This window comes from Streptomyces sp. NPDC057694, from assembly GCF_042799415.1.
Lineage (GTDB): Bacteria > Actinomycetota > Actinomycetes > Streptomycetales > Streptomycetaceae > Streptomyces.
Genome location: NZ_JBHVIX010000023.1, coordinates 45116 through 58853 on the forward strand (window position 1 = coordinate 45116; position 13738 = coordinate 58853).

Annotated in this window: 18 protein-coding genes; 15 read left to right on the plus strand and 3 right to left on the minus strand. The window is 70.6% G+C overall.

Annotation, left to right across the window (positions count from 1 at the left end):
- Positions 1–94: 94 nt before the first annotated feature.
- Together ACFVDP_RS34410 and ACFVDP_RS34415 are read right to left on the minus strand one after the other, a co-directional pair.
- On the minus strand, positions 95–1117 hold the full coding sequence (locus ACFVDP_RS34410) for a LacI family DNA-binding transcriptional regulator (RefSeq protein WP_383498356.1): 1023 nt from the start codon (positions 1115–1117) through the stop codon (positions 95–97).
- Positions 1118–1170: 53 nt separating this feature from the next.
- Positions 1171–1974, minus strand: a complete 804-nt coding sequence (locus tag ACFVDP_RS34415) for a response regulator transcription factor (RefSeq protein ID WP_383498358.1) — start codon at positions 1972–1974, stop codon at positions 1171–1173.
- Between the two features lie 275 nt (positions 1975–2249).
- On the opposite strand from ACFVDP_RS34415, the gene ACFVDP_RS34420 reads away from it, so the two are divergent.
- The 14 genes from ACFVDP_RS34420 (at position 2250) to ACFVDP_RS34485 (ending at position 12299) form a co-directional block, all read left to right on the plus strand.
- Positions 2250–3074: an alpha/beta hydrolase gene (locus ACFVDP_RS34420; RefSeq protein ID WP_383498360.1), complete on the plus strand. Its 825-nt coding sequence runs from the start codon at positions 2250–2252 to the stop codon at positions 3072–3074.
- A gap of 48 nt (positions 3075–3122) precedes the next feature.
- Positions 3123–3377 carry a MoaD/ThiS family protein gene (locus tag ACFVDP_RS34425; RefSeq protein ID WP_383498362.1) on the plus strand — a complete coding sequence of 85 codons (255 nt, stop codon included), beginning with the start codon at positions 3123–3125 and terminating at the stop codon, positions 3375–3377.
- 5 nt (positions 3378–3382) lie between these two features.
- The gene (locus tag ACFVDP_RS34430; RefSeq protein WP_383498364.1) at positions 3383–4603 is read left to right on the plus strand and encodes a hypothetical protein; all 1221 of its coding nucleotides are present in this window, start codon (positions 3383–3385) and stop codon (positions 4601–4603) included.
- 102 nt (positions 4604–4705) lie between these two features.
- A complete protein-coding gene (locus tag ACFVDP_RS34435) occupies positions 4706–5434 on the plus strand; it encodes a DUF2993 domain-containing protein (protein ID WP_383498366.1) in 729 nt (242 codons plus the stop codon).
- Between the two features lie 203 nt (positions 5435–5637).
- Entirely contained in the window at positions 5638–5718 is an 81-nt protein-coding gene (locus ACFVDP_RS34440; protein WP_351257108.1) for a putative leader peptide, read from the plus strand.
- A gap of 141 nt (positions 5719–5859) precedes the next feature.
- Positions 5860–6705, plus strand: coding sequence for a sulfurtransferase (locus ACFVDP_RS34445; RefSeq protein WP_383498368.1), 846 nt, complete (start codon positions 5860–5862; stop codon positions 6703–6705).
- 35 nt (positions 6706–6740) lie between these two features.
- The gene (locus tag ACFVDP_RS34450; protein WP_054232391.1) at positions 6741–7028 is read left to right on the plus strand and encodes a DUF1416 domain-containing protein; all 288 of its coding nucleotides are present in this window, start codon (positions 6741–6743) and stop codon (positions 7026–7028) included.
- A 130-nt stretch (positions 7029–7158) separates the two neighbouring features.
- Complete coding sequence (locus ACFVDP_RS34455; RefSeq protein WP_383498370.1) at positions 7159–7422, plus strand: DUF3099 domain-containing protein; 264 nt, start codon at positions 7159–7161, stop codon at positions 7420–7422.
- A 255-nt stretch (positions 7423–7677) separates the two neighbouring features.
- Positions 7678–8331: a hypothetical protein gene (locus tag ACFVDP_RS34460; protein ID WP_383498372.1), complete on the plus strand. Its 654-nt coding sequence runs from the start codon at positions 7678–7680 to the stop codon at positions 8329–8331.
- Entirely contained in the window at positions 8328–9149 is an 822-nt protein-coding gene (locus ACFVDP_RS34465) for a hypothetical protein (RefSeq protein ID WP_383498374.1), read from the plus strand. Before ACFVDP_RS34460 ends, ACFVDP_RS34465 begins: the two co-directional genes overlap by 4 nt.
- On the plus strand, positions 9146–10018 hold the full coding sequence (locus tag ACFVDP_RS34470; protein ID WP_383498376.1) for a hypothetical protein: 873 nt from the start codon (positions 9146–9148) through the stop codon (positions 10016–10018). Before ACFVDP_RS34465 ends, ACFVDP_RS34470 begins: the two co-directional genes overlap by 4 nt.
- Positions 10019–10230: 212 nt before the next feature.
- Complete coding sequence (locus ACFVDP_RS34475; RefSeq protein WP_383498378.1) at positions 10231–10803, plus strand: FABP family protein; 573 nt, start codon at positions 10231–10233, stop codon at positions 10801–10803.
- Positions 10804–10819: 16 nt separating this feature from the next.
- A complete protein-coding gene (locus ACFVDP_RS34480) occupies positions 10820–11266 on the plus strand; it encodes a Fur family transcriptional regulator (protein WP_383498380.1) in 447 nt (148 codons plus the stop codon).
- A gap of 52 nt (positions 11267–11318) precedes the next feature.
- Positions 11319–12299, plus strand: a complete 981-nt coding sequence (locus ACFVDP_RS34485) for a YgfZ/GcvT domain-containing protein (protein WP_383498382.1) — start codon at positions 11319–11321, stop codon at positions 12297–12299.
- A 14-nt stretch (positions 12300–12313) separates the two neighbouring features.
- Here ACFVDP_RS34485 and dtd read toward each other — a convergent pair whose 3' ends face one another.
- On the minus strand, positions 12314–12739 hold the full coding sequence (gene dtd, locus ACFVDP_RS34490) for a D-aminoacyl-tRNA deacylase (RefSeq protein WP_383498384.1): 426 nt from the start codon (positions 12737–12739) through the stop codon (positions 12314–12316).
- A gap of 179 nt (positions 12740–12918) precedes the next feature.
- Here dtd and ACFVDP_RS34495 point away from each other — a divergent pair, with 179 nt between their 5' ends.
- Positions 12919–13512, plus strand: a complete 594-nt coding sequence (locus tag ACFVDP_RS34495) for an ABC transporter substrate-binding protein (protein WP_383498386.1) — start codon at positions 12919–12921, stop codon at positions 13510–13512.
- The last annotated feature ends 226 nt before the right edge of the window (positions 13513–13738 follow it).

Genomic DNA, 13738 nt, shown 5'->3' on the forward strand with positions numbered 1-13738 from the left:
CTCTCTTGCTCTCCCCCCCCCCCTCCCCCCCCCCCCCCCCCCCCCGCGACCAGCCACGACGAGAGCCGCAGCCGACGACGAACCCGACGGAGTCCTACGCGCAGCCGCAGGACTGCCGGACGACCAGCCGGGACGGGAAGAGCTTCAGGCGTTCGCGCCGCGACCCGGCGACCCGCAATGAGTCGTCCAGGACGAGATCCACCGCGGCCCGCGCCATGGCCGGCCGGTCCGAGGCGACCGTGGTCAGCGGCGGATCGGTGAGCCCGGCCTCCTTCACGTCGTCGAACCCGGCGACGGCCAGCTCGCTCGGCACCTCGATGCGCAGCTCGCGCGCGGCCCGCAGCACCCCGATGGCCTGGTCGTCGGTGGAGCAGAAGATGGCCGGCGGCCGGTGCGGCCCGGCGAGCAGTTCGAGCCCCACCTTGTACGCGTCGTAACGGTTGTAGGGGGCCTCGAAGAGCCGCCCCTCCGTGGACTTGCCCGCTTCCTGCATCGCGCGCCGCCAGCCCTCGACGTGGTCGGAGACCGGGTCGCCGACGGACGGCGTCTCGGCGGTACCGCCCAGGCAGGCCACGTACTCGTAACCGTGTTCGAGGAGGTGGCGGGTGGCCAGCTGCGCGCCGCCGAGGTCGTCGGTCACCACGGCGACGTCGTCGATGGCTTCGGGCCGCTCGTGCAGCAGCACCACGCGGGCGTCCCACGCCTCGATCTCGGTCGCCGCCAGATCGTTCAGACCGTGACTGACGAGGATCAGGCCGGAGACCCGCATGCCGAGGAACGCGCGCAGATGGTGCACCTCGCGGTCGCTGACGTAGTCGGAGTTGCCGACGAGCACCATTTTTCCGCGCTCGGACGCCGCCTGTTCCACCGCGTGCGCCATCTCCGCGAAGAACGGCTGGCGCGAGTCCGGCACGATCATGCCTATGAGGTCGGTACGGCGCGACGCCATCGCCTGGGCGACTCTGTCGGGCCGGTACCCCAGCTCTTTGATGGCGGCGAGAACGCGCTCGCGCGTGGCCGGGGCGACCGGCCGGGGTCCGTTGTTGATCACGTAGGACACGACGGCGGTCGAAGTACCCGCCAGTCGCGCAACGTCGTCCCGAGTCACCTTGGCCACGCGCGGAGTCTACGCGGATGGACCACCCTCTGGGCAGGGCGTAAACCTGCTCGCTACGAGTCGGCCGAAACGGCTTCCGTGCGCCGGGCGGCCGACGTGTCCGCTTCGCCCTGGTTGGTGGTGGAGGCGGGCTTCTCGCTGTTCCCGGCCGCCTTCTCCTTGTCCGCCCGCTCACCCTTCTCCGGCTTCTCCGGGGTGACGAACCGGTAGCCCACGTTGCGCACGGTGCCGATCAGCGACTCGTGCTCCGGGCCGAGCTTGGCGCGCAGCCGTCGTACGTGGACGTCGACGGTCCGGGTGCCGCCGAAGTAGTCGTAGCCCCAGACCTCCTGGAGCAGCTGGGCGCGGGTGAAGACCCGGCCCGGGTGCTGCGCGAGGTACTTCAGGAGCTCGAACTCCTTGAAGGTGAGGTCGAGGACGCGCCCCTTGAGCTTGGCGCTGTACGTCGCCTCGTCCACCGACAGGTCGCCGTTGCGGATCTCCATGGGGGAGTCGTCGGCGACGATCTGCTGGCGGCCCATCGCGAGGCGCAGGCGCGCCTCCACCTCGGCCGGTCCCGCCGTGTCGAGGAGTACGTCGTCGATGCCCCAGTCGGCGGTGACGGCGGCGAGGCCGCCCTCGGTCACGACCAGGACCAGCGGGCAGCCGGGCCCGGTGGAGCGGAGCAGCTGACAGAGGCTGCGGACCTGCGGGAGGTCGCGTCGGCCGTCGATCAGGATCACGTCGGCGCCGGGGGTGTCGACGAGGGCCGGGCCCTCCGCCGGAGCCACCCGCACGTTGTGCAGAAGCAGGCCGAGAGCGGGCAGCACCTCCGTCGACGGCTGAAGGGCATTCGTCAGGAGCAGCAATGAACTCATCGCGCCCCACCTGCCTGGGTCGTCCTACGTTCGTGCACGGTTCGCTCGCCCATAACGTCTGGTTCCTCCTCGGTCCCTGCGAGGACGTTTGCGGCACTGCTTCGTGTTGCTCTACTGCGGTACTGCTCTGTTTCGTGCTGCTGTACGGCCTTGTTCGCGGGCCCGCGCCCCGGGCCCCGCACCGTCGGGAGTGAGGTCGTATACAACGCTCCTGAAAGCACAAAAGGACCCGGGGGCTGCACTGCCCGAGTCCTTCGCCCAGCAGAATAGCCCACATGAGTAGGGGTCCGGCAGGTGAAGGACGTGGATCTTCTGTGCGGCCGATCACTGAACGAGCGCGGCGTGTGATGCTCCGGACACAGGACGGAGTCGCGATCGACGCGGCTTACGAGCCCGGATCAGGGCCCGCCGACGGGCCGGTGATCGTGCTCGCGCACGGGTTCACCGGCGATCTGGAGCGGCCCCATGTACGCCGTGCGGCCGAGGTGTTCGCGCAGGGTGGGGCGGTGGTCACGTTCACGTTCCGCGGGCACGGGCGCTCGGGTGGGCGCTCCACGGTGGGCGACCGGGAGGTGCTCGATCTCGCGGCGGCCGTCGCCTGGGCGCGTTCCCTCGGGCACGCGCGTGTCGTGACGGTCGGATTTTCGATGGGTGGTTCCGTCGTGCTCCGGCACGCCGCGTTGCACAGGGGGCGCACGGAAGCGCGTACCGACGCCGTCGTCGCGGTCAGCGCCCCGGCACGCTGGTTCTACCGCGGGACCGCTCCGATGCGGCGTCTGCACTGGGTCGTCACGCGGCGCACGGGACGCATGGTGGGCCGGCTCGGCCTGCGCACCCGCATCCACCCGTACGACTGGGACCCGATCCCGCTCTCGCCGGTCGAGTCGGTACCGATGATCGCGCCGACGCCGCTGCTCGTGGTGCACGGCGACCGCGACCCGTACTTTCCCGTCGACCATCCCCGGATGCTGGCCGAGGCCGCCGCGGGCGGCGCCGAACTGTGGCTGGAGGAAGGGATGGGGCACGCGGAGCACGCGGCGAGCGACGCGCTGCTCGCCCGGATCGGGGAGTGGGCCCGCATCGCGGGTACCGCACAATAGGACGCCGACCGGAGAACCGGACCGTGGAACCGTGGAGAGGAGCGCCCTGTGGCAACCGGCACCCTTCGTTACTGGGCGGCGGCCAAGTCCGCCGCCGGTGTGGCCGAGGAACCGTACGACGCCGACGACCTGGGCGCGGCCCTGGCCGCGGCCCGCGAGCGGCACCCCGGAGAACTGGTCCGGGTGCTGTTGCGCTGCTCGTTCCTCGTCGACGGGAACCCCGTCGGGACGCGCGGTCATGAGACGGTACGGCTGGCCGAGGGCGGCACGGTCGAGGTGCTCCCGCCGTTCGCAGGAGGGTGACACCGATGAGCGACAACGAGCAGTACCCGTACGACCCGTCCCAGCAGTACGACCAGTACGGGCAGCAGCAGCCCTACGAGGCCGAGCCCACCCAGTACTGGCAGGCGCAGACCTGGGACACCCAGGTCCAGCCCGCGCCCGTGCAGCAGCAGTACCAACAGCAACAGCAACAACAGCAACAACAGCAACAACAGCAGTATCAGCAGCCACAGGCGCAGGCTCAGCAGCCGCAGCAGTACCAGCAGCCGCAGGCTCAGCAGCAGTACCAGCAGCAGTCGTATCTGCCGCAGCAGCAACAGGAGTACGGGTACGGCGAGCAGCCGGCCCAGCCGTTGCCCCCGCAGCAGGAGTGGGCGTACGAGCCGGCGGCGCAGGCCCCGGCCCCCGCTCCGGCCCCCGAGCCCGCCGCGCAGGCCGCCGCGGGCGACGAGCCCGGCTACGGCCCGGCCACCGTCACCGGCAACACCCGCGTCACCGACGCCCAGCGGGCCCGCGCCGAGGGCCGCTCGCCGGTCATCGAGCCGGGCATCCAGCCGGCCGGTCTGACCGCCGTGCTCGGTCTGCTCCTCGCGGGCGGCGCCGCCGTCGGCCCGTACGCGCTGCTCGTCCCGCTGGTGCTGCTCCAGGCGGTCACCGCCGCGGGCTGGTTCCGGCTCAACGGCATGTGGCCCGCCCGCCAGGGCATCGCGCTCGCCTTCATGGGCGGCGTCGTCGCGGACATCGCGCTGCTCGCGGCCGGCCGGGAGCACGGGCCCGCCGCGATCCTCGGCACCCTCGGCGTCTGGGTGCTGCTCACCCTCGTCCTGCAACTGCGCTCGCACGCCTCGCCGGACGAGCGGATGTACGGCCTGATGGCGACCGTCGTCTCGGCGGCGCTCGCGATCGTGGCGACCGGGCATCTCGCGGCCGAGCCCGACGCGGTGACGGTGGGCGCGATCGCGGTGGCCGTCGCCGTCGTGGCCCGCGCGCTGCCGCTGCCGACCGCGGCGTCCGTCGTGGTCGCGCTGCTCGCCGGGGCCGGAGCCGGGGTCGCCGTCGGCGGGATGACCGGGGTCGGGTCGGGCGGGGCGCTGCTCGGGGTCGGGGCCGCCGCGGCCGCGCTGATCGGGCACCGGGTCGCTTCGTACGACTATCCGTCGCGGTTCGTTCACATGACGGCGGGGGTTGCCCTGCCGCTGGCTGCTGCGGCGCCGGTTGTTTATGTGCTGGGGCGGGTCGTCGGCTGACGGGCGGTGGGCACGGGGCTCCGCCCCGGACCCCGCTCCTCAATCGCCGGAGGGGCTTGTTTTCCCCCCGGGACCCGTCCGGCCCCGCGTACGCTCCCGAACATGCGTGCACTGCGAATACTGCTGATCCTCGTCGTGATCCTCGGCGGGCTGTTCGTGATTGCCGACCGGGTCGCGGTGAACATCGCCGAGAGCAAGGCCGCCGACAAGATCCGGGAGAGCGAGGGCCTCGCGAGCACTCCGTCCGTGTCGATCGAGGGGTTCCCGTTCCTGACCCAGGTCGCCGACGGCACCCTGGACGACGTCAAGATCGGCATCGACGACTACGAGGCGAAGAACGCCGACGGCAACATCCGCATCGCGGACATGAACGCCGAGATGCACGGCGTGAAGTTCGACAGCAGCTACAGCTCGGCCACCGCCGACTCCGCCAGCGGCACCGCCCGCGTCTCCTACGCCGAACTCCTCAAGGCCGTACGGAAGGCGGGCCCGGCCCAGGTCGCCCCCGGTGTGAGCGCGCAGATCGACGGGCTGTCGTACGGCGGCGGCCACAAGGTCAAGGTGACGATCGCCTTCAAGACGCCGCTGGGCACCCTGCGTCCCACCGTCACCAGCGCCGTCAAGGTCAGCGGCGGCAAGCTCTCGGCCCGCGCCGACAGCCTCCCCAAGGTCGGCTCGTTCGACCTCGGCGAATCCGCGCTGCGCGGGGTCACCGACTTCCAGCAGGCGATCGACAACCTGCCCGCGGGCATCAAGCTGGACAAGGTCGAGGCGGTCGAGGACGGCATCGAAATCTCGGTGACGGGTTCGGACCTGCATCTCGTCGGGTAGGGCAGATCAGGTAGCCGGAAAGGGCGGGCGTCCGCAGTTCGAGACGGACCTGTCCGCCCATCAGGAGTGAGCGGGGCCACGGCGCGTCCGGACCCCGGCGGGGGCGGCCCCGACAGACGATCGATCTCACATGTCGGGCGATCGCGTCTCATTATTCGACACGTCGGTGACACGGCCGCCGACGGGTCCTTACGATCGGAACCATGAAGCGACAGGCGGATCTCACGAAGCGGCGGGCAGTAGACCTGTGCCGCGTCGCCGCCATGCTCTGTCGCACCGCCTGAGCGGGGCGGTCGGCCACCGGGCCGCATTCCCGATTCCCGCTTTCCGGGCCCCTTGAGACGAGACACACGACTCGGGGTCACCGTGCGCACCCGCACACATCCGTTCCCCATGCTTGCCGCAACTGCCCCGGAGGAATCAGCATGAGCCGCAGCGACGTCCTGGTCGACGCCGACTGGGTCGAGGCCAACCTCGACAACGACAACGTGGCGATCGTCGAGGTGGACGAAGACACGTCCGCGTACGACAAGAACCACATCAAGAACGCGATCCGGATCGACTGGACCAAGGACCTCCAGGACCCGGTCCGCCGTGACTTCATCGACCAGGCCGGCTTCGAGGAGCTGCTGTCGAAGAAGGGCATCGGCAACGACACGACCGTCGTCCTCTACGGCGGCAACAACAACTGGTTCGCGTCCTACGCGTTCTGGTACTTCAAGCTCTACGGCCACCGGGACGTGAAGCTCCTCGACGGCGGCCGCAAGAAGTGGGAGCTCGACTCCCGCGACCTGGTCGACGGCGACAAGGTCCCGAACCGCGCGGCCACGCAGTACAAGGCCAAGCCGCAGGACACCTCGATCCGCGCCTTCCGCGACGACGTCGTGAACGCGATCGGCAACAAGAACCTCGTCGACGTGCGCTCGCCCGACGAGTTCTCCGGCAAGCTGCTCGCCCCGGCCCACCTCCCGCAGGAGCAGTCGCAGCGTCCGGGCCACGTCCCGTCCGCGCGCAACATCCCGTGGTCGAAGAACGCCAACGACGACGGCACCTTCAAGTCGGACGACGAGCTCAAGGCCCTCTACGAGGACGAGCAGGTCGACCTGGCCAAGGACACCGTCGCGTACTGCCGCATCGGTGAGCGCTCCGCGCTCACCTGGTTCGTGCTGCACGAGCTGCTCGGCCAGGAGAACGTCAAGAACTACGACGGCTCGTGGACCGAGTACGGCTCCCTCGTCGGCGTGCCGATCGAGCTCGGCGCCAACAAGTAATTCGTCAACCGACCTCTCGTATCTAGGAGTTCAGCATGTGTGGAGCGAAGGCCGGCGGTCCCGACGCCTCGACGATCAAGCCCGGTGAGACCACCATCCAGGGTCAGGTCACCCGTGACGGCGAGCCGGTGACGGGCTACGTCCGGCTGCTCGACTCGACCGGCGAGTTCACCGCCGAGGTCCCGACCTCGGCCACCGGCCAGTTCCGCTTCTACGCGGCCGAGGGCACCTGGACCGTGCGCGCGCTGGTCCCCGGCGGCACGGCGGACCGCACGGTCGTCGCCCAGACCGGTGGGCTCGCGGAGGTCGCGATCGCCGTCTGATCGCTGTCCGGTCGAGGCAGCGATCACTCGTGACGGCTGAAGGGCCGCACCCCAGGGGGTTGGACGCCACTGGACGGGGTGCGGCCCTTCGGCTTGCCCGGAGCGCGGCGGGCGGGCTTACGCTGAATACATGTACGCGCGGCGGAAGCACGCCTACTTCGCCATGATGGGCGTCTGCATCGCCCTCTTCGTCCTGGCCTGGGGCGTCGTACGCCTCTGGTCGGTCCCCGCTGCCGTGGCCATGTGCGTCGTCGCCATGGTCATCCCGCCCTTCGCCGCCATCGTCGCCAACCGGCACGGGCCCGACGACCGCTGGTGGGACGACCCCTCCGGAGACCGGAAGTCCGACGAGTGGTGGGACGAACTGGACGGCAAGAAGCGGCCGCCCCGCTGACCACTCTCCGGTGTGGCTGATTCGTGATCAATTTGCGTGCAACCCTCAAGTACCCCTGTGGGTCTCCTGTGGGCGCGGAGAACGGAATCCGCGCTTCGAGTTCCGTGGGGGGACCTGTTGGATTACGAAAAAGCACCACAAACCGCGCCTCTGGCGCCACCGCCTCAGCCGCCTCAGCCGCCTGAGTCGCCTGAGCCCGTCGAGAGACCCCGGCGCGGACGTGGCCGCACACTCGCCCTGATCGGCGCGGCCGCCGTGCTCGGCGTCGTCGCGGGGCTGTGCACCGGGTACGTCCGGCAGGCGGGCCGCGACCCCGACCCGCTGCCGCCGCTCGCCCAGCAGAAGGTCACCCAGGCCAAGGGCGGCAAGGCCCCCGAGGCCCTGTCCGCGGCGCAGGACCGGCGCGTCAAGACCGACGGCGACCTGCGCAAGCTGCTCGTGCCGCGGCCGTCGGGCACCCAGAAGGCGGACCTCGACCAGGGCTGGCTCGATCAGTACGGGTTCGCCTCGGCCTACGACCGGCCGGCCGACGCGTTCCGCAGCCTCTCCGACGACTCCTTCCGGCGGGCCGCGACCGTCTCCTGGGAGCGCGGTCAGTCGATGACAGAGATCAACCTCGTCCAGTTCCGCGAGACCGAGCACCTCGCCTCCCGCGACTACGTCAGCGTGCAGGGCGACTACGCCGTCGACGACGCGGGCAACGACGGCGAGCCCATCCCCGGCAGCGCCGAGGGCCGCGTCTACGTCTACGACGAACCCGACAGGGAGCCCGGCTACCTGCCGATGTACATGTCCCGGACGCTCGCCGCGCGCGGCGACATCGCGATGGACATCTGGATCTACGACACCAAGCCGATCTCGAAGAAGACCGCGATGGATCTCGCCAAGCGGCAGTTGGAGCGCCTGTGAGCGACCAGTCTCCGCAGTTCGAAGCGCAGCCTTCCGTGGTTCCGGTGCCGGAATCCGGAGCGCCGGTCTTCGAAGGTCCGGAATCCGAAGCGCCGCGGCCGCCGCGCCGCCGCCGGTGGCCCGCCGTCACCGTCGCCTGCGTCGTCGTGCTCGCCGTGGCGGGCGGCGCCGGTTTCACCGTGATGAAGGTGAACGACGCCGACCGCACCGTCCGCACCAAGGTGTGGGGCAAGCCGGAACAAGGGAAGCAGCGCGCGGCCGGTTCCGCTGACAGCGACCTGATGAAGCGGTTGCTGCCCATGCCCGACGGTTACGTCCCCGGGCCCGACATCGACGAGTTCGGCAACGACAAGGTGATCACCGGCAAGGAGGCCACCGCCCGCTTCAAGAAGGGCGCCGACAACCTCCCCTCCCGCCAGCGTGAGGCCCAGCACAAGTCGATCGACAAACTGAAGCTCAAGGGCCTGGCGGTGCGCAGCTACTCCGCGGACTCCTCCGACCTCGTCGTCGAGACCCAGCTCGCCGAGATCCAGAACCGGCAGGCCGGCCGCGACATGAAGCGGTTCCAGTCCGAGTTCCTGCGGGCGCTCGGCGTCTTCACCAAGGGCCCGAAGATCAAGGGGCACCGCAACGCGGACTGCTTCCTCGCGCCCCGGGGCAAGGACGGCAAGCTCGATCTGCTGATGTGCAGCGCGTACGAGGACGACCTCCTGGTCTCCGTCACCGCGTACGGCCCGAAGGCGATCGACAAGCAGTCCGTCGCCGAACTCCTCGCCCAGCAGCTCGACCACATCTCCTCACGGGGTGAGCTCGTATGACGTCCCAGCCCACAGAACAGTCCACAGAGCAGCCCGCGCCCGAGGTACCGGCTCGGACGACCGTGCCGCCTCTCCCTGACACCCCGCCGCTCCTCTTCCCGCCGGCCGTCGTCAAGAAGGACCGGCGCGTGCTGCGTGCCGCCCTGCGCTGGACCGCCGCCGTCGTCGTGTTCGCGGCCGTCGGCGCCGGCGTCGCGTACGGCGTCACCGAGCGCGAGCGCGGCGACCTGCCGGGGCTCTCGACCAAGAGCGACGGGCGCTGGGAGTACCCGCGGATCGTCAGGCCGCCGCTGCCTAAGGACGCCCCGGCCGCGTTCGCCGAGGACAACCTCCGCGAGGAGCACTTCGCCGATCTGCGCGCCCTGGTCCTGCCCGCCCCCGAAGGGGCCGAGGAGGACAAGGCGCTCGCCGGCAAGGACGGCTGGCTGCCCACGGCCTCGTACCTGAAGGTGTACGGCAAGGACGCGCGGGGCGACCTCGCCCAGTCCCTGAAGGAAGGCGGCCTGCGGCACATCGCGGCGCGCGGCTGGACCATGCCCGACGGCACGCACACCAGCGTCTACCTGCTGCGTTTCAACACGGGCGCGTTCGCACGCGAGTACCGCGGCGAGTTGAACACGGCGCTGGCGACCCTGGTCGGGGCCCCGAAGTTCGACGAGGAGTACTCGCTCCAGGGCAACGCCGACGCGGTGCCGCACACCCATCTGTACGTCTACGGCGAGCAGAAGCCGTACGGCAAGGAGCGCGTCCGGTACGCGTACATCGAGGCCGGTGACGTGCTGGGGCTGGTGGTCCAGTCGGACGACGGGCACGGCCCCGCCGCCCCGTTCCGGCAGACCGTCGCGCTGCAGAACCAGCTGCTCGGCTGACCTCGCCGAGTGCGCCGGGCCCCACCCGACTACAGTGGGGCCCGGCTCTGTATCCGCATACGTTCCGCTCACCGAGGAGCACCCCGTGCTTGAGGCTTTCTTCTCCGCTCTGCTCGTGCTGGTCTGCGTCGGCGTCCTCGCCTTCGCCGGTCTGACCGTGAAGAAGCTGTACCAGGGCCAGCGCTGACCTACCCCACCTGATTGAGCACTCCATGATCCAGATCCCGTCGGACCTGCACCCCGACCTCGTTCCCCTCGCGTTCCTCCTGGGCAACTGGGCAGGCGCGGGCGTCACCGACTTCCCGGGCGCCGAGAAGGCCAACTTCGGCCAGGAGGTCTCCTTCACCCACGACGGGCGGGACTTCCTGGAGTACCACTCGCACACCTGGGTCCTCGACGCCGAGGGCAACAAGGTGAAGCCGCTGGAGTCGGAGTCCGGCTTCTGGCGCGTCGGCAAGGACCGCACCGTCGAGGTCGTCATGGTCCGCGACGACGGCGTCGTCGAGGTCTGGTACGGCGAGCTGGCCGACAAGAAGCCGCAGATCGACCTCGCGACGGACGCGGTCGCCCGCACCGAGGCCTCCGGCCCCTACAGCGGCGGCAAGCGCCTGTACGGCTACGTGAAGAGCGACCTGATGTGGGTCGGCGAGAAGCAGACCCCCGAGGTTCCGCTGCGTCCCTACATGTCGGCCCAGCTGAAGAAGGTCGTCTCCCCGGAGGAGGTCGCCGAGATGGCGCGCAACCTCCCGGACATGCCGGACGACGGCATCGCCTTCTTCAAGTAGTCCTAGACTCGACGGTGTGGTGAGCACCGAAGGCGTCGAAGGCACCGACTGGAAGAGCGATCTGCGGCAGCGCGGCTACCGGCTGACGCCGCAGCGCCAGCTTGTCCTGGAAGCCGTGGACACCCTGGAGCACGCGACCCCCGACGACATCCTGAGCGAAGTGCGCAGGACGGCGTCGGGGATCAACATCTCCACGGTCTACCGGACCCTTGAGCTCCTGGAGGAGCTCGGGCTCGTCAGCCACGCGCACCTGGGCCACGGCGCCCCCACGTACCACCTCGCCGACCGGCACCACCACATCCACATGGTGTGCCGGGACTGCACGAGCGTGATCGAGGCCGATGTCGACGTGGCCCGCGAGTTCACCGACAAGCTGCGCTCCCAGTACGGCTTCGACACCGATCTGAAGCACTTCGCGATCTTCGGCCGCTGCGAGAAGTGCACCAAGGAGAAGCAGCAGTAGGTGCGGACGCAGGAATAAGCGCGTCCGCCCACTCGTCGTAGTGTGTGTGAACATGCAGCGAACCTCACCGAGCAGCCCTCTGCTGACCCTGCCCGGCGCCGTTCCCGCCGAGGGCGTGGACGAAGGCGTCGCCGCCCACTACGGCGACCTGTTCCGCGAGCAGCGCGCCCTCGCCGACGGATCGGGCGTCGTCGACCTCTCGCACCGCGGCGTCATCGCCGTCACCGGTGACGACCGGCTGAGCTGGCTGCACCTGCTGCTCACCCAGCACGTCAGCGACCTGCCCACCGGCCAGGCCACGGAAGCGCTGATCCTGTCCGCCAACGGACACATCGAGCACGCCCTGTACCTGGTGGACGACGGCGCGACCACCTGGGCGCACGTGGAGCCCGGCACGCAGGAGGCGCTCCTCGCGTACCTGGAGTCCATGAAGTTCTTCTACCGGGTCGAAGTCGCCGACCGGACGGACGAGTTCGCGGTCGTGCACCTGCCGGCCGGCTCCATCGCCCCGGTGCCCGACGGCGCCGCCGTGCGCGAGACGGCGCACGGGCGCGACCTGTTCCTGCCGCGCGCCGACCTGGAGTCCTACGCGGCCGAGCACGGCCCCGCCGCGGGCCTGCTGGCGTACGAGGCGCTGCGCGTGGAGCAGCACCGGCCGCGCCTCGGCTTCGAGACCGACCACCGCACCATCCCGCACGAGCTGGGCTGGATCGGCAGCGCCGTACACCTGCAGAAGGGCTGCTACCGCGGGCAGGAGACCGTCGCCCGGGTCCAGAACCTCGGCAAGCCGCCGCGGCGGCTCGTCTTCCTGCACCTGGACGGCAGCGAGGTGCACCTGCCGGGGCACGGCGCCGAGGTGCGGCTGGCCGCCGACGGTCCCGAGGGCCGCAAGATCGGCTTCGTCACCACGTCCGTACGCCATCACGAGCTGGGCCCGATCGCCCTCGCCCTGGTGAAGCGGAACGTGCCGGCCGACGCCGAACTGCTCGCCGAGACCACGGCGGCGGCACAGGAAGTGGTCGTCGAGCCGTAGGGCTTTTTTGGGGACTACATCTCCAGCAGGACGGTGAACGGGCCGTCGTTCGTCAGGGACACCCGCATCTGTGCCCCGAACCGGCCCGTCGCCACGGTCGCGCCCAGCGCCCGCAGCCGGGCCACGACCTCGTCGACCAGCGGCTCGGCGACGTCGCCGGGCGCCGCCGCGTTCCAGGTGGGGCGGCGGCCCTTGCGGGCGTCGCCGTAGAGCGTGAACTGGCTGATTACCAGCAGCGGGGCGTCGATGTCGCTGCACGACCTCTCATCGGCGAGCATCCGCACCGACCAGAGTTTGCGGGCCAGCCGGGCCGCGTCCTCGGGGGTGTCCTCGTGGGTCACCCCGACCAGGACGCACAGCCCCTCGCCCTTGATCTCGCCCACGGTCTCGCCGTCCACGACGACGCTCGCGCCGTCCACCCGCTGTACCACTGCTCGCATACGGTCATCATGCCGTGCCCGCCACAGTGTGCTCCCGAACCCCCCATCCGGGGCCGATATGGGGCACTCGTACCCTAAGTGGCCACTCGGGGTGGCACCATGCTCACACGTGGTGCGCCGGTGGCGTACGGCGGCAGTCCGGTCGAGGGGACGGTAAGCACACCATGGATGCCCATGCCATGAGCCACACAACGAGTACGGGGCCGCCCGCAGAGCCCGCCACCGTGTCGCTGACGCACCTGGCGCGGCCGCCGGTCCAGCGCACCGACAGCCCCGAACTGCCGCCCGTTCCCGCGCCCGACCTGGCCACGCTGCGGCTGCCCGAACTGCGCACGCTGCGGCGGGACTCCCAGCAGGACGAGGCCGACCTGAGCTATGTGCGGCGGCTGCTCCAGGGCCGGATCGACATCCTGCGGGCCGAGCTGGCGCGGCGACGGGATCCCGAGAGCCCGGTCGTGGACCGCCTCTCGGAGATCCTGCGGGACCAGCCGACGCGCTACCGCTCCTCGGCCCGGCACGTCACGCTCGGCACCCCGCGCAGCGAGGAGTTCCGGCGGCTCGCCTCGGACATGCTCTCCGAGGTGGAGCTGTCCGACCTGGAGGCGCGGACGGACGACGAGTTGCATGCCGGGATGGGGCGGCTCGTGCGGTACGAGCAGCAGGTGTCGCGCAGGCGGCAGCAGTTGCAGCGCACCGCCGACGACTGCAGTGGTGAGATCGCGCGGCGGTACCGGGAGGGCGAGGCGCAGGTCGCCGATCTGCTCGGGGGGTGACCGGGGGCGTCGCCGGGTGCGGGTCGGGTGGGGGCTGGTTGCGCAGTTCCCCGCGCTTGCGCTCCGCGCTCCCGGGTTGTAGGTGGGGTGCGGGTCTCGTCGTGGCTGGTCGCGCAGTTCCCCGCGCCCCTGAGGCTGCGCTACGCGCCTGCCTCCCCCTGAGGCTGCGCTCCGCGCGCCTCCACACGAGACAGGGGCGCGTGCCTCTCCTGGGGAGGCGGCGGGC